The 24,970-nt window shown below is 50.2% G+C and carries 20 protein-coding genes and 2 pseudogenes; 15 read left to right on the forward strand and 7 right to left on the reverse strand.

Going from position 1 to position 24,970, the window contains the following annotated elements; genetic code table 11:
* Nucleotides 1–34: 34 nt before the first annotated feature.
* The 3 genes from C0K55_RS22355 to C0K55_RS22365 all read right to left on the reverse strand — a co-directional run bounded on the left by C0K55_RS22355 (nucleotide 35) and on the right by C0K55_RS22365 (nucleotide 2,853).
* Nucleotides 35–883 carry an STM4015 family protein gene (locus C0K55_RS22355; protein WP_105266777.1) on the reverse strand — a complete coding sequence of 283 codons (849 nt, stop codon included), beginning with the start codon at nucleotides 881–883 and terminating at the stop codon, nucleotides 35–37.
* A gap of 245 nt (nucleotides 884–1,128) precedes the next feature.
* Entirely contained in the window at nucleotides 1,129–1,917 is a 789-nt protein-coding gene (locus tag C0K55_RS22360) for a DeoR/GlpR family DNA-binding transcription regulator (RefSeq protein WP_000022286.1), read from the reverse strand.
* A 39-nt stretch (nucleotides 1,918–1,956) separates the two neighbouring features.
* Entirely contained in the window at nucleotides 1,957–2,853 is an 897-nt protein-coding gene (locus C0K55_RS22365) for a sugar kinase (protein ID WP_001517346.1), read from the reverse strand.
* Nucleotides 2,854–3,025: 172 nt separating this feature from the next.
* Here C0K55_RS22365 and yihU point away from each other — a divergent pair, with 172 nt between their 5' ends.
* The 12 genes and pseudogenes from yihU to C0K55_RS22425 all read left to right on the forward strand — a co-directional run.
* Nucleotides 3,026–3,904, forward strand: a complete 879-nt coding sequence (gene yihU / locus C0K55_RS22370; protein ID WP_016249351.1) for a sulfolactaldehyde 3-reductase — start codon at nucleotides 3,026–3,028, stop codon at nucleotides 3,902–3,904.
* A gap of 24 nt (nucleotides 3,905–3,928) precedes the next feature.
* On the forward strand, nucleotides 3,929–4,816 hold the full coding sequence (locus tag C0K55_RS22375) for an aldolase (protein WP_000094553.1): 888 nt from the start codon (nucleotides 3,929–3,931) through the stop codon (nucleotides 4,814–4,816).
* 32 nt (nucleotides 4,817–4,848) lie between these two features.
* Nucleotides 4,849–5,859 (forward strand): zinc-dependent alcohol dehydrogenase, encoded by a 1,011-nt coding sequence (locus C0K55_RS22380; protein ID WP_105266851.1) that lies wholly within the window; start codon nucleotides 4,849–4,851, stop codon nucleotides 5,857–5,859.
* A gap of 69 nt (nucleotides 5,860–5,928) precedes the next feature.
* Nucleotides 5,929–7,362: an MFS transporter gene (locus C0K55_RS22385; RefSeq protein WP_000078427.1), complete on the forward strand. Its 1,434-nt coding sequence runs from the start codon at nucleotides 5,929–5,931 to the stop codon at nucleotides 7,360–7,362.
* A 101-nt stretch (nucleotides 7,363–7,463) separates the two neighbouring features.
* Entirely contained in the window at nucleotides 7,464–8,813 is a 1,350-nt protein-coding gene (locus tag C0K55_RS22390; protein ID WP_010376781.1) for an MFS transporter, read from the forward strand.
* Nucleotides 8,803–9,690: an aldose 1-epimerase gene (locus C0K55_RS22395; protein ID WP_001517343.1), complete on the forward strand. Its 888-nt coding sequence runs from the start codon at nucleotides 8,803–8,805 to the stop codon at nucleotides 9,688–9,690. Before C0K55_RS22390 ends, C0K55_RS22395 begins: the two co-directional genes overlap by 11 nt.
* A 140-nt stretch (nucleotides 9,691–9,830) precedes the next feature.
* The gene (gene yihX, locus C0K55_RS22400) at nucleotides 9,831–10,430 is read left to right on the forward strand and encodes a glucose-1-phosphatase (protein ID WP_000965690.1); all 600 of its coding nucleotides are present in this window, start codon (nucleotides 9,831–9,833) and stop codon (nucleotides 10,428–10,430) included.
* Nucleotides 10,424–11,296 (forward strand): virulence factor BrkB family protein, encoded by an 873-nt coding sequence (locus tag C0K55_RS22405; RefSeq protein ID WP_000920721.1) that lies wholly within the window; start codon nucleotides 10,424–10,426, stop codon nucleotides 11,294–11,296. The genes yihX and C0K55_RS22405 overlap by 7 nt, the downstream gene beginning before the upstream one ends.
* Nucleotides 11,293–11,730 carry a D-aminoacyl-tRNA deacylase gene (dtd, locus tag C0K55_RS22410; RefSeq protein WP_000560983.1) on the forward strand — a complete coding sequence of 146 codons (438 nt, stop codon included), beginning with the start codon at nucleotides 11,293–11,295 and terminating at the stop codon, nucleotides 11,728–11,730. Before C0K55_RS22405 ends, dtd begins: the two co-directional genes overlap by 4 nt.
* A 44-nt stretch (nucleotides 11,731–11,774) precedes the next feature.
* On the forward strand, nucleotides 11,775–12,716 hold the full coding sequence (fabY, locus tag C0K55_RS22415; RefSeq protein WP_001517342.1) for a fatty acid biosynthesis protein FabY: 942 nt from the start codon (nucleotides 11,775–11,777) through the stop codon (nucleotides 12,714–12,716).
* A 426-nt stretch (nucleotides 12,717–13,142) separates the two neighbouring features.
* A pseudogene (locus tag C0K55_RS22420) lies at nucleotides 13,143–13,362 on the forward strand (CopG family transcriptional regulator).
* 21 nt (nucleotides 13,363–13,383) lie between these two features.
* Nucleotides 13,384–13,512: pseudogene (locus tag C0K55_RS22425) on the forward strand (PIN domain-containing protein); the annotation flags it as partial.
* A gap of 36 nt (nucleotides 13,513–13,548) precedes the next feature.
* Here the strand turns inward: C0K55_RS22425 and fdhE are convergent.
* The 4 genes from fdhE to fdnG all read right to left on the reverse strand — a co-directional run bounded on the left by fdhE (nucleotide 13,549) and on the right by fdnG (nucleotide 19,193).
* A complete protein-coding gene (gene fdhE / locus C0K55_RS22430) occupies nucleotides 13,549–14,478 on the reverse strand; it encodes a formate dehydrogenase accessory protein FdhE (RefSeq protein WP_000027717.1) in 930 nt (309 codons plus the stop codon).
* Nucleotides 14,475–15,110, reverse strand: coding sequence for a formate dehydrogenase cytochrome b556 subunit (gene fdoI / locus C0K55_RS22435; protein ID WP_000829020.1), 636 nt, complete (start codon nucleotides 15,108–15,110; stop codon nucleotides 14,475–14,477). Before fdoI ends, fdhE begins: the two co-directional genes overlap by 4 nt.
* Nucleotides 15,107–16,009 carry a formate dehydrogenase O subunit beta gene (gene fdoH, locus C0K55_RS22440; protein ID WP_000331381.1) on the reverse strand — a complete coding sequence of 301 codons (903 nt, stop codon included), beginning with the start codon at nucleotides 16,007–16,009 and terminating at the stop codon, nucleotides 15,107–15,109. The genes fdoI and fdoH overlap by 4 nt, the downstream gene beginning before the upstream one ends.
* Before the next feature lie 127 nt (nucleotides 16,010–16,136).
* The gene (gene fdnG / locus C0K55_RS22445; protein ID WP_077688246.1) at nucleotides 16,137–19,193 is read right to left on the reverse strand and encodes a formate dehydrogenase-N subunit alpha; all 3,057 of its coding nucleotides are present in this window, start codon (nucleotides 19,191–19,193) and stop codon (nucleotides 16,137–16,139) included.
* Nucleotides 19,194–19,386: 193 nt separating this feature from the next.
* Between fdnG and fdhD the strand changes: the two genes are divergently transcribed.
* The 3 genes from fdhD (at nucleotide 19,387) to C0K55_RS22465 (ending at nucleotide 24,828) form a co-directional block, all read left to right on the forward strand.
* Nucleotides 19,387–20,223 carry a formate dehydrogenase accessory sulfurtransferase FdhD gene (fdhD, locus tag C0K55_RS22455; protein WP_085449386.1) on the forward strand — a complete coding sequence of 279 codons (837 nt, stop codon included), beginning with the start codon at nucleotides 19,387–19,389 and terminating at the stop codon, nucleotides 20,221–20,223.
* A 461-nt stretch (nucleotides 20,224–20,684) separates the two neighbouring features.
* Nucleotides 20,685–22,520: an ATP-binding protein gene (locus C0K55_RS22460; protein WP_001517339.1), complete on the forward strand. Its 1,836-nt coding sequence runs from the start codon at nucleotides 20,685–20,687 to the stop codon at nucleotides 22,518–22,520.
* 1 nt (nucleotide 22,521) lies between these two features.
* Complete coding sequence (locus C0K55_RS22465) at nucleotides 22,522–24,828, forward strand: hypothetical protein (RefSeq protein WP_105267024.1); 2,307 nt, start codon at nucleotides 22,522–22,524, stop codon at nucleotides 24,826–24,828.
* The last annotated feature ends 142 nt before the right edge of the window (nucleotides 24,829–24,970 follow it).

The raw sequence follows: 24,970 nt of genomic DNA on the forward strand, positions 1-24,970 counted from the left end.
ATGGGAGAGATGACTCTCTCCCAATAAATTTCATTTACTCGGTAAACATCGCATGCATATAAACTTCGTCATCATAGACTTCAGACGTTAGCGCTTCTGATAATTCGAGAGTACATGTCAGTGTTTTTTGCAGTTTTTTCTGCATATCTTCTGTCATGTAATGATGGTGCAAATCCAGCAGTTTCAGATGGCTAAGGCGATCGGCATGTTTGAGAAGATACTCCGCGCCTTCATTGGTGAGTGTGCCACAAGAGAGTGCCAGCACTTCCAGTTGCGGCAGAATGTCGCTCTCCAGCACGCGGCGGGTGATTTCGTTTTGTTCTTCGCTGTTCATCAGGCCAAGATGCATCAGGCTTGGGAAGAGGGATTTAGACGCCAGCTTCATCACGATATCTATCGACGCATCAAAACCATAATTTTCAATGCCAATATAAACGATAAGTGTTTTTAATGCGGGTAGGTGGGCGTTTTGCAATGACGCGAACACGCCGCACGGCGTACCGCCAGAGATAATTTCCAGGTGCTCCAGTTTATCGTGGGCGATTTCTCCCAGTTCCAGGCCCTGGGCACCTTTAATCGTCAACTTTTTCAGGTTCGGCAGCGCTGCATACAGACGAGAATAATCCCCTTGTTTTATCCACGAAATTTCACACTCTTCGCTTTCCATATCGCCAACAAACAGGGATTCAAGATGAGCAAAGCGTTCAGCATGTTCAACAAACATGTCGATTATCAGTTGGCAACTTTCCTCGTCCCAGCACTCCCCCCAACGTCCAATGACCAAAGAGCGAATTTTTGCCAGGTCTTCATCGGCTAAAATATTATTGATAAATTCTTCTTGTAGGATTTCATTATCCCAATCCATATAAAATTTCTTTTCCATTTTGCATTCCTGGTAGGTATATGAGGGAATGAAAAGTGTACTCTATTACTGAATGCTTTTAATAGTGGATAATATGAAAATAATTCAATCACGAAACCTATATATCATATTTAAATATTGGTGATATCAATGTTTAAATATATCGATTGGTTTTTCAATGGTTCGTTTTAGTAAAAAATAAGTATTTAACAATGAGTGATTGCCCGAATGGCTTTCGCCATTGGGCATTAATGGTAGTTTATATTTCAGGATACTTCTTGCTCGGCAACCACCAGTTCGACATTCTCTTCGCTTAATAACTGGCAGAAAGAATTGGGCGGTGGAGCATCAGTAAAAAATGCTCTGACATTTCGTGCATTGCCAATTGAAACGGCAGCAGACGCGGCAAACTTAGTATGATCTGCCACTAGCAATGTATTCCGCGCATGTTTAATCATCGTTCTCGCGACTAACGCTTCATTGACATCAAATTCCAGCAGGGTGCCATCATGCTCAATGGCACCAATACTGGTGATTAAATAGTCTGCGCGGAAACCTTCAATAAAATCCACAGCTCCGGGGCCGATGATCCCGCCGTTATGGGCGCGTAAAGTGCCTCCCGGCACCATCACTTCAATATCCTGATTCTTATAAAGAATCTGTGCCACACGTAGGCTGTTAGTGATAATGCGTAAATCACGGCGGTTGAGTAATGCCCTGGCAACGGCTTCGACCGTAGTACCGATGGTGATAAAGACGGTACAGCGTTCGGGAAGGTAATCAGCGACCGCCTCAGCGATCGCCCGTTTCTCGGCGGTGAGCGAAAGTTCCCGTTGCTCAAAAGCGGTATTCATGACGCTGGAGACGCGCCCAGCCCCTCCATGATGACGGGTGATCAACCCCTGCTCGCTTAGTTTTCGGATATCCCGGCGCACGGTTTGCGTTGAAACATCCAGCAGTTGTGCCAGTTCTTCAATATTCATATAACCGCGTTCTGCGATTAGATGAACGAGTTGGTCATGGCGTGGATTACCTGTCACTTCGATGATACTCATGAATACTCCCTTGCCCCTCCTCGGTAGATGTTTACCATTTTACGCATAAAGTGACAAAAATGATTCGGTTTGCTCACGATTAGGAATGCCAGCCCGACCGCCAGCCTGGGTACATTTCATCGCGGCAACCGCACTGGCAAAACGAATAGCCTCTTTTGTGGGCATTTTTTCTGCTAACGCTACCGCGAGTGCGCCGTGAAAAACATCGCCTGCTCCAGTGGTATCAACCACATTGACAGAAAATGCCTCCTGTTGACACAAATGATCATCTTCAATCCACAACGAACCTTCAGAACCCAGCGTGACATACACTTTACCTGCTGTTTGTGTGGCAGCCTGGTACAAGCCTTCTTCAGGTGACTGAAGGCCGGTCATACGTTTCAGCCCTGGCGTTGAGAACACAGCATGGTCGGCAAGCGCGACAAGTGGAGAAATATCCTGCGGTGTCATATCGGCGTCTAAAAGCGTTGTCACGCCCGCAAGGCGCGCTTGCGAGAATGCTTTTTCAGTGCCGCTATGCCAGCGAACATCGGCCAGAACCAGATCATAACGAGAGAAATCGATCGCTTCTAACCATTCGGCATCAGTATCGAGATCGGGGCTTGGATAATTAACGATAATCCGTTCGCCATGCTGATCAACGAGGATCGCTGATTGCGACGAACGGGCATTAAGATATCGGCGGCAAAATGCCGTATTGACGCCCCAACTCTCAAGTTCTGCAAGTAAGGTATTTCCACAACTGTCATCGCCGACGCGACCGATGAAATCAACCTCCACGCCGAGTTTTGCTATTGCGACAGCGGCTGTTGCCGCCGGGCCACCACCAATCTCAAGATAATGATTTGCCTGATATTTCCCGCCGCCCTCTGGCAGACAGGGCAAAGAATAAATCCTGTCCTGAACAGTGATACCTACACATGCAATTCTGGTCATATTTGTCTTGTCCTGTTTAATTTTGTCGTCTTTGGTCAATTTAAATGACACAAATGATCAAATTAGTGATGTGTGTCGTGTTTTTGAACATAAATTACAAATATGCTCAAAAACAGACGAAAACGAATTTTCAATTGTCATTATTTTGTCAATGTCAGACAGGAGAGCGTTCATGGCAACCATTGCATTTCTCGGGCTGGGGCAGATGGGTAGCCCAATGGCTAACAATCTATTGCAAAAAGGGCATTTATTGCAGGTATTTGATGTCAATACACAGGCTGTCGATGCGCTAGTCACGCAGGGGGCCACTGCGGCACAAACCCCAGCGGAAGCGGCAGTAGGCGCTGAATTTATCATCACTATGCTTCCCAATGGTGACATTGTTCGGCAGGTGTTGTTGGGGGAAAAAGGTGTCTGTGAAACTGTTTCATCTGACGCGTTAGTGATTGATATGTCGACTATTCATCCCTTACAGACCGATGCATTAATACGGGAATTACAAGAAAAAGGCATCAGTATGATGGACGCCCCCGTGGGCAGAACGTCTGTGAATGCGATTGATGGCACATTGCTGATTTTAGCGGGTGGCACTGATGAGCAGATTGTGCGCGCACGCCCGATTCTCATGTGCATGGGTAATGAGCTGGTCGAAGCTGGCGGCCCGGGAATGGGGATCCGCGTGAAGCTAATTAACAACTATATGAGCATTGCGCTTAATGCGCTGTCCTCCGAAGCCGCTGTGTTATGTGAGTCACTGGGATTAAATCTTGATATCGCAATTAAGGTGATGAGTGGTACGGCAGCAGGGAAAGGGCATTTTACGACCACCTGGCCTGGCAAAGTGCTGAAAGGCGATCTTTCTCCCGCCTTCATGGTGGATCTGGCGTTGAAAGATCTGCGTATTGCTGTTGATGTCGCTCAGGAGACGGGGGCGCCGCTCAATATGGGGATTGCAGCAGAAAGTTATTACGCCGCAGCAAGTCAAGACGGTAAAGGGCGGCAGGACTGGAGCGCCCTGCTAAATCAGGTTCGTCAGCAGGCTGGTCTTTAATTTTATCTATTAACAGGAGTTTCTATGTCATCCCACTTCACCCCATTTACGCTGAAAGATATCTCCCGCCCAGGTGGTGGATTTGCCATGTTAGCTGTCGATCAGCGTGAAGCTATGCGTCTGATGTTTGCGGCAGCAGGACAGCCAAAACCCGTCTCCGACAGTGTACTCACCGATTTTAAAGTCGCCGCGACCCGCATCCTTTCTCCTTATGCTTCTGCCGTTCTGGCGGATAAACAATTTTGTCTTGATCAAATTGTCGAGCAGGGCGCTGTTGCTAATTCTTGCGGTCTGATTGTCGCTGCCGATCTTTTTATCCCAGGTAATGGCATCCCGGTTGATAGCGTTGAAATAGATATGTCCGTCGACCCGCATAAAGCCCGTGAAATGGGGGCGAAGGCGATGAAATTACTTGTGCTCTGGCGTGAAGATGAACCTGCAGAGGAACGTCTGGCAATGGTCGATAAGTTTGTTCGTCGCTGCCGTAGTGCCGGGCTGGTCAGCATTATTGAGCCTGTGGTGCGTCCACCTCGTCGTGGTTGGGACTTTGATCGTGAAAGCGCCATTGTTGCTGCCGCCGCAGAGCTTGGTGGAACAGAGGCTGATCTTTACAAAGCCGAGATGCCATTAGGAGGCAAAGGCGATGAAAAAACCTTACTTTCCGCCTGCCAGAAACTTAACGATCAGATGAAGATGCCGTGGGTAATTCTTTCTTCTGGCGTCGATGCCGATATTTTTGGACGCGCGGTAAGTATTGCGATGAAAAGCGGCGCGTCTGGCTTCCTGGCAGGACGAGCGGTTTGGGCGTCGGTTGTTGGTGCACAAGATCCACAAACTATGCTGCGCGATGTCTCCGTTCCACGCTTACAACGATTGGCTGAAATTGTCGATGAAGGTATCGCGCAACGCTAATTCCCTATGGATAACGATTCTGGAGAATAATGATGGATAAAATTACCCAGGTTTTATTTTCAGATATTGGGAAAGTCACCACTCAATATGTTGAAGTACCACACCAGCAACTTAAACCGCACGAAGTACGGATTGCGCCTGTGTTCTACGGGATATGCGGATCGGATCTGCATGTTTTGAAAGGCGGTCATCCGTTTGCCAAACCGCCAGTCGTTCCCGGTCATGAAATTGCAGCGCGTGTTACGGAAGTGGGTAGCGACGTCAAACATGTACAGCCGGGCGATCATGTGGTTGTCGATCCCATCATGGCTTGCATGGAATGCCGGGCCTGCAAAGCAGGGCGTTTTAATCTTTGTGAACCACCGCAGGTTGCCGGTTTTCGCGCGCCGGGCTTTGCTCGCTCACAGCACATTGTTCCTGCGCGTAATTGCCATGTCGCACCAGCCTCTTTACCGCTAAAAGTGTTGGCCTTTGCCGAACCGGCAGCGTGTGCTCGTCACTGTGTTAACCGAATGCCGAAGGCTTCTCTGGAGAGCGTACTGGTGATTGGTGCTGGAACAATTGGCTTATCCATTGTGCAGGCACTGCGCATTATGGGGGCAGGAAAGATTACCGTGATTGAACCTGACGCGGCCAAACGTGCACTGGCGTTAAAATTGGGTGCTGCAGAGGTTTGGGCACCTGGAGAACTGGCCGCAGATGTGCGATTTACGGGAGCGATTGATGTCGTTGCAGCGCAGGCCACGCTTAATGATGCCTGTACCCGTGTGTATGCCGGAGGCACCGTTGTGTGTATGGGCGTACCGAGTGGGCCGCGTGAAATACCACTACCGATGATGCAACGTTTCGAGCGTGACTTGCTCAACTCTGGCATGTACATCCCTGAAGATTTCGATGCCGTTATCGAATGGCTGACGGATGGGCGGTTTGATACCAGTGAGCTGGTTACCGATTTATTTGCCATTGATGACGCAGCGGCAGCATTCGAACGCGCGCAGCAAAATGACTCCATAAAAGTCATGCTGCAATTTGCGCCGGAATGATTTTCTAAATCTCTGTCTGGCGCTGCGCTACGTCAGCGCCACCCTACAACAATTAAAAAGGACACTGCGATGAGTCAAATCACCAGTCCTGCAATTTATTCAATTAGTCGTCCACAGGACGTAATTGATATTGTTAATAAGAACTCTGCGATCAACACCAGTATCGGCGTTATTTTTATTGCTTTGGGCGGCATATTGATTGATGCCTATCAGGCGGCGATGGTGGGGTTTGGTAATAAATATATTGCCGCTCAATTTGGTATTTCTCCTGGGCTTGCCGCAACCGTTAATGCTTCAGTATTAATCGCCGCATTAATAGGTGGTTTATTAGCGAATCGGGTCATCAACCGCTTTGGGCAAAAGCGAGCATTTATTATTGGCATGGGGTTATGCACCATCGGTGCTGCTGCGGTGGCTATTGCGCCCAGTATCTGGTGGGTGCTGGTGTGTCGCGTCATCATGGGCTTTGGCTTAGGCATCGACTTCCCTTTGGCAACCAATGCCGTGGCAGAGCTTCGTGGTTCAACGTCGAAGAAAACCGGAACGTCGGTCAATCTCTGGCAAATGGCCTGGTATGTTTCAACTACCGTTGTCTATCTGGTGCTTTTGCCTCTGCTTCTGTCTGGTATTGCTGAAGAACAGTTGTGGCGTTACGGAATATTCATCGGGGCTATTTTCGCAGTCATCTTCATGATTTTGCGTTACGTCTTTATCGGTGAATCCGCAATGTGGGCCGCACGCGTCGGGCGTTACCAGGAAGCGTGCGACATCCTGGGAAAACGTTACGGTGTTCAGGCTCGCGTTGCGACACCGGGTACAGCAGAAGCCAGATCTGCGGAAAAGGTAGAGAATAAATACAGAGGTGGATATGGCATCTTATTTAATGATCGTTACCGCAAACGCACCATCCTCGGCTGTGTCGTGGCAACCATGCAGGCGTGGCAATATAACGCTGTAGGTGTTTATCTTCCTCTTACCCTGGCGGGAATAATAAGTGGCGGGCTTACTGGCGCGTTGACGGGTTCTGCCGTCGTGAATGCCCTTTGTGGGGTAACCGGCGGGATGATCGGCTCGTTTATTCTCCAACGATTAGGCACCCGCCGACAGTCCATGTATGGATTTGCCGTTGTGACCTTAGCATTGCTGTCGTTAGGCGCACTGGCGACGACTAATCCCTGGCTGTCTTTAGGGTTGTTGGGATCAATTATTTTCTTCCATTCAGCGGGGCCTGGTGGGTTGGGCATGACCATTGCCACACTCTCATATCCTCCTGCTATTCGCCCTACTGGGGTGGGATTTGCCCGTGCGATTATGCGCACCGGTGCGATTGCCGGGCTTATTTTCTGGCCGATGTTGTGGGGTGCGTTGAAAACTGAAGCGTTTTACTGGTTGGCAATTGTGCCATTTCTGGGATTCCTGACCTGCGTATTGATTAATTGGGAACCGTTGGGGGCGAATGTGGATGCCGAAGACGCGGAAGTTCTGGCGGAATTGAACAAATAAACATAACGCGTATCGGCATCAGGTCGATGCGCGTATTTATCAGACTGCCCACTTTGTAGTGGGTTATTCCCCAATTTCTCGCCGACCAGGAGAGGAAAATGATGTCTGAAACGTTACCTACACCGCAAGAAGGACTTTCCGGTAAAGCCATGAGACGTGTCGTAATGGGCAGTTTCGCGGGCGCGTTGATGGAATGGTATGACTTCTTTATTTTTGGCACGGCAGCAGGGCTGGTATTTGCTCCGCTTTTTTTCCCGAACAGCGATCCTTTTATAGGTCTTATAGCCGCCTTTGCTACCTTTGGTGTCGGTTTTTTGACTCGTCCCTTAGGTGGCATCGTCTTTGGCCATTTTGGCGATAAAATTGGGCGAAAAATAACGCTTATCTGGACACTGGCTATTGTCGGTTGCTCCACATTTTTGATTGGTTTTATTCCGACGTATCAGGAAATTGGGATCTGGGCACCGCTCATATTAATGGCGCTGCGCTTAATTCAGGGCTTTGGTCTTGGTGGCGAGTATGGCGGAGCGGCATTGATGACCATTGAATCTGCGCCCGAATCCCGGCGCGGTTTTTTAGGTTCGCTCCCACAAACGGCTGCATCAGTGGGGATTATGCTGGCAACCGGTATTTTTGCGCTCTGTAACCATTTACTGACTCAGGAACAGTTTCTCTCCTGGGGATGGCGTATTCCGTTCTGGCTTTCTGCGGTGATGTTGATCGTTGGGTTATTTATCCGCCTGCATACTGAGGAGACACTGGATTTTCAAAAGCAAAAAACGACGAATAATAAAGAAAAGTCCGTTCCTCCGTTGATTGAATTATTCAAAAAACATCCGCGAAATATTTTATTAGCGCTGGGCGCGAGGCTGGCAGAGAGTGTCTCCTCCAATATTATTAACGCCTTTGGTATCGTTTATATTTCCAGCCAATTAGCATTATCGCGAGATATTCCTCTGACGGGCATGTTGATTGCCTCGGCGATCGGTATTTTCAGTTGTCCGTTGGTCGGGTGGTTATCAGACCGTATAGGTCAAAAATGTCTGTATTTGTCAGGTGCGGGATTTTGTGTCCTGTTCGCGTTTCCTTTCTTCTTATTACTGGATAGTAAAAGTACGCTCATCATCTGGTGCAGTATGATCCTCGGCTATAACTTAGGCCCGACGATGATGTTTGCCGTGCAGCCGACACTTTTCACCCGCATGTTCGGCACCAAAGTACGATATACCGGTCTTTCTTTTGCCTATCAATTTTCCGCAATACTTGGCGGACTAAGCCCCCTTATCGCCTCAAGTTTGCTGGCGCTGGGAGGGGGAAAACCGTGGTATGTCGCTCTGTTTTTATTTGCTGTCTCAGTTCTTTCCTTTGTTTGCGTCTGGCTGATTGAGCCGACCGATGAACAAGAAACCGCTTCTTACCGCTACATCAGGGAACAATCTCATGAAAACTGAACGGAATAACGAGCATTATCTGGCGCTACAACAGGCGTTTGACGCGCCCTGGCCTGGGCCTGTGGGAGAGTCTGTGACGCTGGAAAAAGGCAGTATTCGCCTGCAGATTTATCCGCATGATGGTGCCAGGATCACCTCATTACAGGCATTTGGTTGTGAAGTATTACGCCAATGGCAGCCGCAACGCAGAGCTTTTCAGTACGGCTGTTTCCCAATGGTGCCGTGGGCAGGGCGATTGGGGAACGCGACGCTGAATGCTGGTGGGCAATGTTATTCTTTACCCGCCAATAAACCACCACATGCGTTACATGGTATGGCGTGCTATTCAACATGGGAAATTATCGCCAAAACAACAGATTCCCTGACTTTACGTATGCCTCTGGCTTCACCGTGGCCATGGCAAGGGGAAGTGATTCAGACTTTTTTGCTGGAGAACGATGCGCTGGTTTTACAACTGGAAATCCATTCACATGCCGATACATTCCCGGCCTCTGCGGGCTGGCATCCGTGGTTTGCGAAAAAGCTGGCTCCGCAAAGTACAGCGTCGTTGCAGGTACTTTTTGATGCGGACTGGCAAGAAGAAGCGGGTAGTGATGAACTGCCAACAGGAAATCGCATCTCTCCTCAAGTCGGCCCCTGGGATGACTGTTTTGGTTTTTATGACGGGTTAAAGGTTAAGTTACTGTGGCCAGGTAAACTCGCGATGACCATGACTTCTTCAGCAAACAGTCTGGTTGTATTTGATAAACAGCCTGATGCCACCTGTGTTAACCCGCTTACTCAGGCACCTAACGCAATAAATCTAACGCCGGAATTTGTGACACCAGATAAGCCGCTGGTCATCGAAACCCGTTGGCAATTTACGCCTGAATCTTAACCATTCATCTAATGCGAAAAAGTCAGTGAAATTACTCTGCTTTTTCGCAATCAGCGTCACAAGATTACCCTTATTGCCACATAGCCAAACCCATCCTTTCCCGCTACAGTTAATTTCCTGTGGTGTGAAAGGAGGCAAAAATGCTCTATATCTTTGATTTAGGTAATGTGATTGTCGATATCGACTTTAACCGTGTGCTGGGAACCTGGAGCGATTTAACGCGTATTCCGCTGGCGTCGCTTAAGAAGAGTTTTCATATGGGTGAGGCGTTTCATCAACATGAGCGTGGGGAAATTAGTGATGAAGAGTTCGCTGAGGCGCTGTGTCATGAGATGGCCTTACCGTTAAGTTACGAACAGTTCTCCCACGGCTGGCAGGCGGTGTTTGTCGCGCTACGCCCGGAAGTGATCGCCATTATGCATAAACTGCGTGAGCAGGGGCATCGCGTGGTGGTGCTTTCCAATACTAACCGCCTGCATACTACCTTTTGGCCAGAGGAATACCCGGAAATCCGTAGCGCTGCCGACCATATCTACTTGTCGCAAGATTTAGGTATGCGCAAACCGGAAGCGCGAATTTACCAGCATGTTTTGCGGGCAGAAGGTTTTTCACCAGACGAGACGGTCTTTTTCGACGATAACGCCGATAATATAGAAGGAGCTAATCAGCTAGGTATTACCAGCATTCTGGTGAAAGATAAAACCACCATTCCGGACTATTTCGCGAAGGTGTTATGCTAAAAACCATCCATGAAAAAGCCAGGCATCGTACCCGTCCGCTATGGGCCTGGCTGAAACTACTCTGGCAACGCATTAATGAGGACAACATGACAACCCTGGCAGGTAACCTTGCCTACGTGTCATTGCTCTCATTAGTGCCGCTGGTTGCCGTTGTTTTTGCACTTTTCGCCGCGTTTCCCATGTTTTCTGACGTCAGCATTCAGTTGCGTCATTTTATCTTCGCCAACTTTCTTCCTGCCACAGGCGATGTTATCCAGCAATATATCGAACAGTTTGTTGCCAACTCCAACAAGATGACCGCCGTCGGGGCGTGTGGTCTGATCGTCACGGCATTATTGTTGATGTACTCCATCGATAGCGCGCTGAATGCCATCTGGCGCAGTAAACGGGTTCGCCCCAAAATTTATTCGTTTGCTGTGTACTGGATGATCCTGACGCTGGGGCCGCTGCTGGCGGGGGCCAGTCTGGCGATCAGCTCCTATCTACTCTCCCTGCGCTGGGCGAGCGATCTCAATACTGTCATCGACAATGTGCTGCGTATTTTTCCGCTGTTGTTGTCGTGGATCTCCTTCTGGCTGCTGTACAGCATTGTTCCTACCATCCGCGTACCTAACCGCGACGCGATTGTCGGCGCGTTTGTCGCCGCACTCCTGTTCGAAGCAGGAAAGAAAGGTTTCGCGCTTTATATCACCATGTTCCCGTCATATCAGCTCATTTACGGTGTGCTGGCGGTGATCCCCATCCTCTTTGTCTGGGTCTACTGGACATGGTGTATCGTCTTGCTTGGTGCAGAAATTACTGTCACTCTCGGGGAATACCGCAAACTTAAACAAGCTGCTGAACAAGAAGAAGACGACGAACCATGATTGCATTAATTCAACGCGTAACCCGAGCCAGCGTCACCGTGGAGGGAGAAGTGACGGGCGAAATTGGCGCGGGACTTTTGGTGTTATTGGGTGTCGAAAAGGATGATGACGAACAGAAAGCAAACCGTCTGTGCGAGCGTGTGCTCGGCTATCGCATTTTTAGCGATGCTGAAGGCAAGATGAATCTCAACGTGCAACAGGCGGGCGGCAGTGTGCTGGTTGTTTCCCAGTTTACCCTTGCCGCAGATACCGAACGGGGGATGCGCCCCAGCTTCTCCAAAGGCGCTTCACCGGATCGCGCAGAGGCGTTATATGACTATTTCGTCGAACGCTGCCGTCAGCAGGAAATGAACACGCAAACAGGACGCTTCGCTGCCGATATGCAGGTATCGCTGGTCAATGATGGTCCCGTGACATTCTGGTTGCAGGTATGAGCCAGCTTCCAGGTGTGTCACGGGAAACAAGAGAGAGTATCGCTATGTATCACCTTCGGGTTCCACAAACAGAAGAAGAATTAGAGCGCTACTATCAATTCCGCTGGGAGATGTTGCGTAAACCCCTGCATCAACCGAAAGGTTCTGAACGCGACGCCTGGGATGCGATGGCGCATCACCAGATGGTCGTCGACGAGCAGGGTAATCTGGTGGCAGTAGGGCGGCTGTATATCAATGCCGATAACGAAGCCTCCATTCGCTTTATGGCCGTTCATCCCGACGTGCAGGACAAAGGCCTGGGCACGCTGATGGCGATGACCCTGGAGTCGGTAGCGCGTCAGGAAGGCGTTAAGCGCGTGACCTGTAGCGCCCGTGAAGACGCGGTGGAGTTTTTCGCTAAGCTGGGGTTTGTGAATCAGGGGGAGATCACCACCCCAACCACCACGCCGATTCGCCATTTTCTGATGATTAAACCCGTCGCTACTCTGGATGACATTTTGCATCGCGGCGACTGGTGCGCCCAGCTCCAGCAGGCGTGGTATGAACACATCCCGTTAAGCGAAAAAATGGGCGTGCGCATTCAGCAATATACCGGGCAAAAATTTATCACCACCATGCCGGAAACCGGCAATCAGAATCCGCACCACACGTTGTTTGCCGGGAGTTTATTCTCTCTGGCAACGCTCACCGGTTGGGGGCTTATCTGGCTGATGCTGCGCGAACGCCACCTCGGCGGAACGATTATTCTTGCCGATGCGCATATCCGCTACAGCAAGCCGATTAGCGGCAAACCTCATGCGGTGGCCGACCTCGGTGCGTTAAGCGGCGATCTCGACCGTCTGGCGCGCGGGCGTAAAGCGCGGGTGCAAATGCAGGTCGAAATCTTTGGCGACGATACGCCAGGCGCGGTGTTTGAAGGCACATATATCGTTCTGCCCGCGAAGCCATTTGGCCCGTATGAAGAGGGCGGGAACGAAGAAGAGTAGGGCGGCCGTTTTAATTAAATACCGGTTGGTGGCGGCACTGACCGGTCTGCGATGGGCGATAAATTTTATCTTAAGCCTGATGCGGTAAATACGCTGACTTTTTCGGGTACACTATCCTGATGATGTAAATGAAGACCCAGTCAAAAAACAAATATCCTTGAATATAATATATTCATAGCACCATAACTCGGCCTTATTATTTGTTGTCGCTTTTCTGTGGATGCGATCCGACCTAATTAAGAGTAATAAACAATCATGGGCGATGCTAAACGATTTTTTAATAATAATTAAAATAACTGTAACTGTTGCATTGTTTCTGGAAAGTGTCTCGCAAAAACAAAACCACATGCGGAAACCAGCTTTCGTTAATTAATTTTCCAGTGTAAGTTTCATACATTAATTAACAGTATATGTTAGGTGGTAACGATGGCGATGAATACGGTTTTTCTTCATTTGTCAGAAGAGGCAATTAAAAGACTGAACAAACTCAGGGGCTGGCGTAAAGTTTCACGATCTGCAATTTTACGCGAAGCGGTGGAGCAATATCTGGAGCGGCAGCAATTTCCGGTACGTAAGGCAAAGGGAGGCAGGCAAAAGGGGGAGGCGCCAGGTGTTGAAGAATCCGTGTAAGGTGCATGAGGAATGACAAAAAGACTTTTTCATTCTTGAATATAAAATCAAAAAGCCAGATGCCATTATTCTGGCAACGGCACAGATTTATGGCTGCGAACTGGTAACGCGAAATACGAGAGATTTTGCGGGAATAGCAGGTGTTGTCACACCCTATGAACTGTAATCCGGGCGACCTGTGCCCCCCGGAAAACGTCAGAGATTACTCCCCTTCACCCGGGAACAGGAACGGGTTGATGGAACTGCGGGCGTAGCCTTCTTGCTCCATTCGCGCGTCCAGTACCAGAGAGGCGAGGTCATCCGCCACAGCTTCAACTTTTGGATCTTTTTCCTGATAAAGAATCTTCAGGTAAGTGCCGCAGTCATCACAGCTTTCGGCTTTAATTGCAGCCTGTTCGTCATCCAGCGACCAGTAGTGCAGTTTACCGCTCTGTTCGCAGTTGCTGCATTTTACGCGCACCACGTGCCATTCGGTTTCGCACAGGTTGCAGTGCAGATAACGCAGGCCCTGAGTCGTGCCGATTTGCACCATGCTGGAAACCGGCATCGAACCACAAACCGGGCAGTACTGACGTTGTTCGCCATATTCTGCACGGGCTTTGCCAGGGATCAGATTAGCCATCTGTGCCCAATAGAGCGACAACGCGGCCCAGATAAACGGCGCTTTATCACTGCTGACTGACGAGAAATCAGAGGTAAACAGCGCGTTGGCCATATCTTCCAGTTCCTGGGTCGATGCCTTCTCCAGATTCTCAATCACAGCCAGCGCCGGACCGCTCATTTCAGGTTTCAGTTCAGCAATCAGCGCCATCAGCAGTTTTTGCCAGTGCTTATCACGCGGCAGTACGTGAATATCCAGCGGTGGCTTGCCCTGTGCGCTTGCTTCTTTAATGCGTGTGGTCAGATCCATCTCCAGCGGATGGTCGTACAGCACCACTTCCTGGGCGTGGGCGATAAGCGCAGCAAAGCGCAGGTAATCACCCAGCGGATTATTTTCTGCCAGCTCGCGCAGACGCTCGGCGCGGCGGTTGTATAAATTTTTGAGCCGAGGGAACAATAACGGCGGAATCATATCCGCCGTACGTTTCTCGCTCGAACCCAGCTCATCTTGCGGGATTATGCGAATACTCATTCAGCTTTCTTTTCCGTTGTCTTGCGGACTTCACGATACCAGCGTGGATGGTGTTTCTTCGCCCATGCGCTGGTAACCCATCCTTCCACCATAGCGGTAATCGTGCCTTTCACCCAAAGGGCGGCGTAGATATGCACCATGATAACCACAATTAACGCCACTGCGGCAAATGAATGCAGCATTAACGCGAATCGGATCACCGGGATTGAGAAAGCAGGCGCAAAATAAGGACGCCAGATAATCACACCGCTCACCAGCAGCAGGACCAGGAAAATAATTGCCGCCCAGAAAACGCATTTCTGACCGAAGTTATAACGCCCAGTGTCACCTACTTCCTCGTTGACGACGATCTTACGAATATTCTTCGCCCAAAAGATATCATCCCGATTGATTAGGTTGTGATGCCAGTAACGGAAAAACATGATGATGAACGAGGCAAACATAACCACGCCAACAAACGGGTGCAGAATTCGCGCCAGTTGCGGCGTGCCCATGATTTGCATCAACCAGTTGAAAGAGGGGAACAAAAATCCCATCCCGCTTACCGCCGCCAGGATGAAGCAGAAGGCGGTGATCCAGTGGTTGATACGTTCCGGTGCGGTGTAGCGCACGATGGTGTCACGTCGTTTCATTTGCGCTCCTCGTCTTTCTCTTCGTGCAGATTATTCTCTTCCTCATCCGCACGGTTCGGACCGACACCCACGTAGTGGAAGATACTGGCCGCAAAGGTAGCCGCAAAGCCAACAGCCGCGAGCGGTTTCCAGATGCCTTTCCAGAATTTTACGGTTTGGCTGATTTCCGGATTTTCCGGCAAGCCATGATACAGATTCGGCTTGTCAGCATGGTGCAACACATACATCACGTGTGTACCACCGACGCCAGCCGGATCGTACAGACCCGCATTGTCGTAACCGCGGGTTTTCAGCTCAGCCACGCGCTCGCTCGCCAGCGTTTTCATCGACTCTTTCGTACCGAAGTGAATCGCGCCTGTCGGGCAGGTCTTCACGCAGGCCGGTTCTTGCCCAACCACTACACGGTCTACGCACAGCGTGCATTTGTAGACGCGGTTGTCTTCCGGATTGAGGCGAGGAATATCGAACGGACAGCCCGCGATACAATAACCGCAGCCAATGCACTGCTCGGACTGGAAGTCGACGATACCGTTGGCATACTGAATAATTGCCCCTTCCGCCGGGCACGCTTTCAGGCAGCCTGGATCGGAACAGTGCATACAGCCGTCTTTGCGGATCAGCCATTCCAGTTTGTCGTTTTGCTCCACTTCCGAGAAGCGCATCACCGTCCACGATTTGGCGCTTAAATCATTAGGGTTGTCATACACCCCAATGTTATTGCCGACGGTATCGCGAATGTCGTTCCACTCTGAACACGCCACCTGACAGGCTTTACAGCCGATACAGGTGGTGACGTCGATGAGTTTCGCCACTTCTTCCTGGAAATCCCGCGCCTGAGGGGCGGGGGTCAGACCGTTAGTCGCGGAACGACGAATGATATCTTGAGATTGGTAAGCCATATTTCGTCTCCGTACCCTTCATCTTTCAGCTTGCAGGTTCGCTGGCTTCCTTATTCATCCCGGTCACATAGTGTTTCTATGCTCCCGGTCTTCATGGCGTTGCCAGCTCCCTGCAATCTGAAATCTATTAGGTATCCACCTTTTCCACATTCACGAGGAAGGATTTAAACTCCGGCGTCTGCGTGTTCGCATCACCGACGAATGGCGTCAACGTATTGGCAATAAAGCCTTTTTTCGCTACGCCTTCATAGCCCCAGTGAATCGGAATACCGATGGTATCGATATCTTTGCCGTTCGCTTTCAGCGTGCGAATACGTTTGGTCACCACTGCTTTGGCTTTGATATAGCCGCGGTTGGAGGAGACTTTCACGGTATCGCCCTGGGCAATGCCAAGTTTGTTCGCCAGCGACTCACCGATTTCCACAAACTGCTCTGGCTGCAAAATCGCGTTCAACAGCGCGTGTTTAGTCCAGTAGTGGAAATGCTCGGTCAGACGATAGGTGGTTCCGACATACGGGAACTTATCGGCTTTACCTAATGCTTCAGCGTCATCTTTAAAGATACGCGCAGCCGGGTTTGAGATAACGTTTGGATGCAGCGGGTTAGTCCCCAGCGGCGTTTCAAACGGCTCGTAGTGTTCCGGGAACGGACCTTCCGCCATCTTATCGAGGGCAAACAGACGGCCCATGCCTTCCTGCTGCATGATAAACGGCCCGACGCCGCTGCCCGGAGGCGCCGCGCTGTAGTCTGGAATATCCCAGCCGGTCCACTTGGTGCCGTCCCATTTCAGCAACTGACGCTTCGGATCCCACGGGTTACCCTGCGGGTCTGCGGAGGCGCGGTTATACAGAATGCGGCGGTTAAGCGGCCATGCCCATGCCCAGCCCAACGTGTTACCGAGGCCAGACGGATCGGCGTTATCACGACGCGCCATCTGGTTGCCTTCCGGCGTCCAGCTACCGGCGAAAATCCAGCAGCCACAGGAGGTTGTTCCGTCATCACGCAGTTGGGCAAACGAGCTAAGTTGTTGGCCTTTTTTAACAATGACCGCTCCGGTTGCCGGGTCGGTAATATCGGCCAGCGCCTTACCGTTGCTCTCCATCGCCACTTCTTCTGAAGATGGCTCATGCGGAATGGCGTAGTTCCAGGTCATGTTCAGCACCTGATCCGGATTTGCGCCGCCCTGTTCGGCATACATCTTGCGCAAGCGCAGGAAGATACCGGAAAGGATTTCGCCATCAGTCAGCGCAATCCCCGGGGCGTCCGCGCCTTTCCAGTGCCACTGCAACCAGCGACCGGAGTTAACGATAGAACCGTTTTCTTCCGCGAAGCAGGTCGATGGCAGACGGAACACTTCGGTCTGGATCTTCGAAGAATCGACTTCGTTCAGCTCACCGTGGTTCTGCCAGAAGTTAGAGGTTTCAGTGTTCAGCGGGTCGATGGTCACGAGGAACTTCAGTTTCGACAGACAACCGATCACTTTGTTTTTGTTCGGGAATGAGGCAACCGGGTTAAAGCCCTGGCAGATATAGCCATTGACCTTGCCCTCTTTCATCATCTCGAAGTATTGCAGGACGTCGTAGCCTTTATCCCACTTCGGCAACCAGTCAAAGCCCCAGCTATTTTCCGCCGTTGCTTTATCGCCAAAGAATGCTTTCATCATCGAGACGAAGAATTTCGGGTAGTTGCTCCAGTAGTTGACCTGACCTTCCAGCAGCGGTTTCGGCGTGCTGGCGGCGAGGTAGGTTTGCAAATCGGTTTGCTTCTCGCTCGGTAGCGTCATGTAACCCGGCAGGCTCTGTGACAGCAGCCCCAGATCCGTCAGCCCCTGAATGTTGGAGTGACCGCGCAGGGCGTTAACGCCACCGCCTGCCATCCCCATATTGCCGAGCAGCAACTGGATCATCGCCATCGTGCGGATGTTCTGTGCACCAACGGAGTGTTGCGTCCAGCCGAGCGCGTAGAGGAACGAGGCGGTTTTATCGTGAGCACTGGTTTCTGCGATGTATTCGCAGACTTTCAGGAACGCGTCTTTTGGCGTACCACAAATGTTTTCAACCACATCTGGCGTATAACGGGAAACGTGCTGTTTCAGCAGGTTCCATACGCAACGTGGGTGTTGCAACGTGGTATCGCGTTTGGCAAAGCCGTTTTCGTCCAGTTCATAAGTCCAGCTAGACTTATCGTACTTGCGTTTTTCCGCGTCGTAGCCGGTGAACAGGCCATCTTCAAAGCCGTAATCCTCACGCACGATCAGGCTGGCGTTGGTATAGGCTTCGGTGTATTCGCGGTTGAATTTTTCATTGTTCAGCAGGTACAGCAATACGCCTGACAGGAAAGCAATGTCAGTACCGGAACGAATAGGGGCATAGTAATCAGCCACCGCTGCCGTACGCGTAAAGCGAGGATCGATCACAATCAGCTTCGCGCCGTTGTGAATTTTGGCTTCCATCGCCCAGCGGAATCCGACCGGGTGAGCTTCAGCGGCATTACCGCCCATCACCACAACAAGGTTGGCGTTCTTGATGTCGACCCAGTGGTTGGTCATCGCACCGCGACCAAATGTTGGAGCAAGACTTGCTACCGTTGGTCCGTGTCAGACACGCGCCTGGTTGTCGACCGCGAGCATACCCAGCGCGCGCGAGAATTTTTGCGTTAAATAGCCGGTTTCGTTACTCGACGCGGAAGCACACAGCATCCCGGTGGAGAGCCAGCGGTTAACAGTCACGCCTTCGGCGTTTTGCGCAATGTAGTTAGCATCGCGGTCTTCTTTCATCAGTTTGGCGATGCGATCAAACGCCTCTTCCCAACTGATTTGCTGCCATTTATCAGAACCAGGTGCACGGTATTCCGGGAACTTCAGACGGCTTTCGGAGTGGATGAAATCCACCAGGCCAGCGCCTTTCGGACAAAGCGCACCGCGGTTGACCGGGTGATCCGGGTCACCTTCGATATGGAAGATAGATGCTTTGGCGTTTTTTGCTCCGTCACCGAGGCTGTACATCAGCAGCCCACAACCAACAGAACAATAGGTGCAGGTATTACGGGTTTCGCGGGTGCGCAGCAGTTTATACTGCCTTGTCTCCGCGAGTGCTACGCTGGGTGCAAAACCCAGTGCCGCTGCCGTGGTGCCTGCCATACCGCCAGCGCAGATCTTAAAGAACTGCCTTCTGCTGACCTGCATGGATTGCTCCTTGTTTCGACATTGTCACGTCCCATTTACATTCGCTTGCTGCGCGTGCAGGGAGTGGGAGTTATTTTTCTTTGCGGAAGAGGCCGCAAAGGTCCAGAATTGGCTCAATTTCCCTCCATCCAGGAAGGGTTTGTAACAGAATACCATAATCTTGGTGTGTGTGTTCTTATCTGGTTAAGAGAAAGTGAAAAAAACACAGCAAAAAGAAATCAAAAATGTGACAAATATCACAGGGATGCGTCAAATTGAGTTATGGCGGCGTGATGATTTACAACATTCCCGGCTTGATGAAGTCGCGGAAGAAGTTCCCGTTGCGTTGGTCTACAACGGTATTTCGCATGTGGTGATGATGGCCTCGCCAAAAGACCTTGAGCTCTTTGCGCTCGGTTTTTCGCTTTCAGAAGGAATTATCGAAAACCCGCGTGATATCTTCGGTATGGACGTTGTTCCTTCCTGTAACGGTCTTGAAGTGCAAATCGAGCTTTCCAGCCGCCGCTTTATGGGGCTGAAAGAGCGCCGCCGGGCGCTGGCCGGGCGCACGGGCTGTGGTGTCTGTGGCGTAGAGCAACTTAATGACATTGGTAAACCGGTGCAGCCACTGCCGTTCACCCAGACCTTTGATCTCAACAAACTGGATGACGCATTACGTCATCTCAATGACTTCCAGCCCGTGGGGCAATTGACCGGTTGTACGCACGCCGCCGCCTGGATGCTGCCTTCTGGTGAACTGGTGGGCGGACATGAAGACGTGGGTCGCCATGTAGCGTTGGATAAACTGCTGGGTCGCCGGGCGCGGGAAGGCGAAAGCTGGCTGCAAGGTGCGGTGCTGGTTTCCAGTCGTGCCAGTTATGAAATGGTACAAAAGTCAGCGATGTGCGGCGTAGAGATTTTGTTTGCGGTGTCTGCCGCGACAACGCTGGCGGTGGAAGTTGCTGAGCGTTGTAACCTGACATTAGTGGGCTTTTGTAAGCCAGGCAGGGCAACGGTTTATACCCATCCTCAGCGTTTAATTCATCATTAAAAAATACCGCAATTCTGATTACGGGTTGCGGTTTTATTTTTTTATTAAATAATCCTCAACATATTATTCAGCATTTAAATATAATTACTGTTTATTTGTAGTAAATATACTCGTTAACTCCGGCGGTTAAAGATATACTTCTCTCACGTTACGTGATGAATTAATGATTTTATTTATATGGACGTTTTGAACTAATCATCGTATCAATAAATAAAAACGTGTAACTAATGAGTAAAGGGAAACAACAATTTTATTCCAGCATTAAAAACAGCAATAAGTATTACTGACAAAATGCAAAATATTTTTGTCGGATGCGGCGAAAACGCCTCATCCGACCTGTAAATCGTACAGACTTAATGAATTCCGTAGGCCTGATAAGCGCAGCGCATCAGGCAATTTCGTGTTTGTTGTCAACCTCAATGTATTTTCAATAGTGGGTGATGGATTATGAGTATTGAAAAATGAGTACATTACAGTTACCAGGCAGTTCATATTCAACAGAAGTTAATTTAAACGGCTTAATTGAGGTGCTCAGCAAGCATCTTTACTCCACACCTGTGGTTGCCGTGCGCGAACTGGTGCAGAACGGGCATGATGCAATTGTGCGTCGCAGGATTGAGCAACCTGATGCACCAAAGGACAATCTAATCCGTGTGGTAGCTGACGTGGCGAAGTCCACCATCACCATTAGCGATACCGGCGCAGGCCTGACGGAAAGTGAAATTCATGGCTTTCTGGCAACGGTTGGTGTGGGTTATACCCGAATGTTACGCCAGCAGGATGACGATACGGGACTCATTGGCATGTTCGGCCTCGGCTTTTTGTCGGCCTTTGTGCTGGCAAAAGAGGTCACGGTGTTGACCACATCCTGGCAAACGCCGGATCAGAGCTGGAAATACCACTCTACCGACGGGCAAAAATACACCGTTACCCCGCATCAAAACTCGGCTCCGGGTACGCAGGTCATTCTGACGCTCAAAGAAGAGTACAGCCATCTGGCGAGTAACAATTTGCTGAACCGCGTTCTTTCCCGCTACTGCATATTGCTGCACGAGCCGGTCTATGTGGGCGATGCCAGCGAGCCGGTGAATAAACTCCAGCCGCCGTGGCGTGAAGTTGCCCCCGAAGGCGTAACCATGCACCGCGCGTTGGTGCAGCGTAAAAATCTCGCCTTTGCCGCCCAGTTTGAATCCTCCTTCGAACCGATTTGTACCATTCCGGTAGTACCGGCGGGGATGAGCGATGCCGTCGGGATTTTATGGATTCAGGATGGTGCAACTTACGGCACCAGCGATAACCGCAACCTGTCGTTGTTTTTGCGCGGCATGTTACTCGATGACGAAGCGCGTGAGCTGTTACCGCCCTGGGCCGGTTTTATTGGCGGTGTGATTGAATCATCGAAACTGACGCCGACGGCGAGCCGGGAAGATCTTCAGCGAGATGAAACCTGGGTTGCGGTGCAGGAGGCGTTAAAAGAGTCGCTGATCTCTGGTTTGTCCGATCTCGCACAAAACCAGCCAGAAATATGGCGACGGGTATTAATGCGCCATAACGAGGCGTTACTGGGTGCGGCATTGTGTGATGATCGTCTGTTTGATTTGCTGAAAGACCGTTTGCAGGTGCCAACCTCAAAAGGAGCGTTGCTGGCGAAAGATTTACGCATCAATAACAGCATTCATATTCTGTTAAGCCGCGACGGCGGTTTTGAAGAGATGTTGTTCCACATTCTGCAACGACCCGTTGCGCGTGGCGATCGCTATGCCGTGGTGCCATTTTTACGCCGTTGGGCGCTGTTATATCACTGCCGGATTATCGAAGTCGGTACGCAAACGGGTAATGAGCAGTTGTTCAGCCTGGCGGAGTTGCCCGAAGAGCAGGTTGCGTATCTGGAAGAGCAGCTCTGCGATGGTGAGCAATTAATTATTTCCCGCTTCGAACCGGCCGTTTTACCGTTAGTCGTCACGCCAGACCGGGAAGCGGAATTAAAACAAATTCTTGAGCAGGATGATGCCGATAAGCGCATCAGCACCGCGGCGTTAATGCTGGCGCGGCAATTTACTTCGCAAATCCAAAAGACCAAAACATCAAGTCTGTATATCAACCTTAATAATCCCTGCGTCATGCAACTGGTGACAGCATTACAACATCAACAGCAACCAGCGGCGGCATTACGGTTATTAAAATCGCTAAAAGTGATTTTGTGTTCCAGCGGTAATAAAGAGCAGCAGTGGGATTTACACCAGGCACTGGAAGATTTTACTCAGGTTATTCCTGTTTTAATTAATCAAGGAAAATAAAATGGATACATGGGAGTGGTACAATAAATATAGTCAGGAGTTGCGCGATGCCGGGCAAGAATATATTCCGCAACTTATTGATGATTTTTCAGAAGGTGTTTTGCATCTGCAAATGGAAAAGTGCGATTCATTATTACCGGAAATGAAAGCACTTAATCAGGTGGCAAAAAATCCGTGGCTGGAAATATTTATCGGACACTGGGAAATGCGCCATCGTCTGACTAACCACGAAGAAGGCGAAAAAGTGCTGCCTGATGTGGTGGCGCTGTTTGAAAAAGCACATCGGGAAGAGGCGAAAGATTGCCCGCAATCTATCTGCGTTACGCAGGATTTATCCGCCTGCTACGAGAATATAGATGCCCCAGGCTGGGCTAATGAACGCATGGCGGTATGTGAAGAGACCATCGCGCGCATTGATCCGACCTGGAGCTGTTTTATGTGTTTATCCTGCGAATATGCCAGCGCACTGGTGGATTCCAACAAAACAGAAGAGGCGTTGGTTTATATCGACAGGCAAATCGACGCGGTAAACGCAGCGGGGAGTGAATATTTAGAAGCGCTGCTGGCGACCCGTGCCGATATTTTGGTTGCCCTTCAGCGTTACGATGAAGCACGCAAATTGATTGATGAACTGGCAGAAGAAAATGATTACTGGGGACGTGACCGTATCAGTTATCAGTTGAAAAAACTGTACATCATGGCGTTATGCGGACAGGACGAAGAAGTCTGGAAGGAATTGCCGCGTTGGCCAGATCTGACTCCCTATTCATGGGGCATGTGGGTAAAGATTATTACCGTACTGCTTCCTCGCCATCCGCAGAGAAACCACTGGCAACTGGCGCGCATTATCCAACAAATGCTGGAGCATCGTTCGCAGGCTGGGGCGCACCGCAAAGTGGTTGATCTGGCAAAACTGCAAATCACCCTCGCGCTGGAACGTGAATCTGTCTGGGTTGCTAAAATGGCGATGAAACTGGCCCAGCGGCACATGCCGAAATTACGCGCGTTATTAGGTGTCGATCGTGAATTTCTCGAACTCAGCGAAAAAATCGCCGCCAAAGAGGCGGAGTTGCTTGCTCGCCCGATAGTGGAAGCATCTGAAAATAGCGATGAAGAAACGCAGCCAGATCCAGAAAAAGACGTAGAGGTATTCCGTCGTGCTTACCTGAACACGCCAGATGATGCGGAATTGCTGGGCAAACTGGTCAATGCATTAAACGCCTGTAATGCGATCAATGAGTCGATCGAACTTTTGCAATGTTACGTTGAAAGTCATATTGAGGAAGATAACGGTCTCTGTTTCGACCTGCTGGATTTGTTGCTTAACCGTGGCGATCAGCAAACCATTGAGCACCTGGCGAAGCTGTATGAACAGGCGGGGCTGCTACATATGGCGCTGTGGTTCCGCGCGCGAGTGATCAACCAACAGGAAGACTGGAGTGAATTGGAGACAATTGGTCAACAATTGCTGGAAAACGCAAAAGGGCGTGAGTGGCCAGGCGTTTATCGTATGTGCTCCTGGGCGGCGCAAAAACAGGATGCCTGGGATCGGCAACTGGATTATTTACAGCAATTACAGCAGCTTTTGATCAGCCGTGAAGAAGATATTCGCAATCTCCAGTGGGATATCATGGCGACCGCCAGCATCTTACAACAATGGGGTCTGGTGCGTGCTATTGCAGCCGAGCTGGAAATAGAACTTACGGAAGGCGAAGGTTTTATCGACGAAAAATGGGGGTTATTGAACATCCGTTTCCGGGAAAACTTCGAATACCGCTATTACTATGCCCAGCGGATTGGGCCGGTAACGGCAAGGATTATAGAGCCGACTTACCGGACCGATTTCCCACAACATGTTGATGAAATTGTCGTTTTCGATGCGGAAATGTTGAATACCCGACCAGAAGACGAAGAAGAGCAGAAGAATTTCACTCCGCTCTATGGGTGCCTGCAAACCATTATCCCGACCGGGTACGGCGAGTCCTGGTTCTGCGAAGGTGTTATGCCTGGTGAAGAACAGTTTAATACCTTCCGTGAGGCGCTCCGTGAACGAAACTGGTACTACTGGAGCAACAGTAATGATGACTATACGTTAACGGACAGTCATCAGGGAGAAGATGCACAGCCGCTGTCTGCGTTCTACTTTGTCATCAGTGCACCGCGTTCAGTTTCTAAAGGTGATATCGATAAGAGCCTGAGTGAATTGACCGCTGACTGGGAACATCCGTTGTGCTGGTGGCGTCTTGCCAAAGAAGCCGGTGCGAATGAAGAGAAGCATGCTGCTATTTCTGAACGTTATGGGATGTAATCGGGGCTTAAATAATGGGGAGCAGGAAACTCCCCCTCCGCAACGGCTGAACTGTTAATTAAATTAAGTTCTGCGATTTATATATTAAATTGCAGAGCTTATTCATTCTGTGAATTATATGTGTTTATTTATAAACAAAACG

It is taken from the genome of Escherichia sp. MOD1-EC6098 (assembly GCF_002965865.1).
GTDB lineage: Bacteria > Pseudomonadota > Gammaproteobacteria > Enterobacterales > Enterobacteriaceae > Escherichia > Escherichia marmotae.

Coding starts and splice junctions, on each gene's coding strand:
- C0K55_RS22355 (WP_105266777.1), bottom strand. CDS start 883: ATGGAAAAGAAATTTTATATGGATTGGGATAATGAAATCCTACAAGAA.
- C0K55_RS22360 (WP_000022286.1), bottom strand. CDS start 1,917: ATGAGTATCATCGAAGTGACAGGTAATCCACGCCATGACCAACTCGTT.
- C0K55_RS22365 (WP_001517346.1), bottom strand. CDS start 2,853: ATGACCAGAATTGCATGTGTAGGTATCACTGTTCAGGACAGGATTTAT.
- yihU (WP_016249351.1), top strand. CDS start 3,026: ATGGCAACCATTGCATTTCTCGGGCTGGGGCAGATGGGTAGCCCAATG.
- C0K55_RS22375 (WP_000094553.1), top strand. CDS start 3,929: ATGTCATCCCACTTCACCCCATTTACGCTGAAAGATATCTCCCGCCCA.
- C0K55_RS22380 (WP_105266851.1), top strand. CDS start 4,849: ATGGATAAAATTACCCAGGTTTTATTTTCAGATATTGGGAAAGTCACC.
- C0K55_RS22385 (WP_000078427.1), top strand. CDS start 5,929: ATGAGTCAAATCACCAGTCCTGCAATTTATTCAATTAGTCGTCCACAG.
- C0K55_RS22390 (WP_010376781.1), top strand. CDS start 7,464: ATGTCTGAAACGTTACCTACACCGCAAGAAGGACTTTCCGGTAAAGCC.
- C0K55_RS22395 (WP_001517343.1), top strand. CDS start 8,803: ATGAAAACTGAACGGAATAACGAGCATTATCTGGCGCTACAACAGGCG.
- yihX (WP_000965690.1), top strand. CDS start 9,831: ATGCTCTATATCTTTGATTTAGGTAATGTGATTGTCGATATCGACTTT.
- C0K55_RS22405 (WP_000920721.1), top strand. CDS start 10,424: ATGCTAAAAACCATCCATGAAAAAGCCAGGCATCGTACCCGTCCGCTA.
- dtd (WP_000560983.1), top strand. CDS start 11,293: ATGATTGCATTAATTCAACGCGTAACCCGAGCCAGCGTCACCGTGGAG.
- fabY (WP_001517342.1), top strand. CDS start 11,775: ATGTATCACCTTCGGGTTCCACAAACAGAAGAAGAATTAGAGCGCTAC.
- fdhE (WP_000027717.1), bottom strand. CDS start 14,478: ATGAGTATTCGCATAATCCCGCAAGATGAGCTGGGTTCGAGCGAGAAA.
- fdoI (WP_000829020.1), bottom strand. CDS start 15,110: ATGAAACGACGTGACACCATCGTGCGCTACACCGCACCGGAACGTATC.
- fdoH (WP_000331381.1), bottom strand. CDS start 16,009: ATGGCTTACCAATCTCAAGATATCATTCGTCGTTCCGCGACTAACGGT.
- C0K55_RS22460 (WP_001517339.1), top strand. CDS start 20,685: ATGAGTACATTACAGTTACCAGGCAGTTCATATTCAACAGAAGTTAAT.
- C0K55_RS22465 (WP_105267024.1), top strand. CDS start 22,522: ATGGATACATGGGAGTGGTACAATAAATATAGTCAGGAGTTGCGCGAT.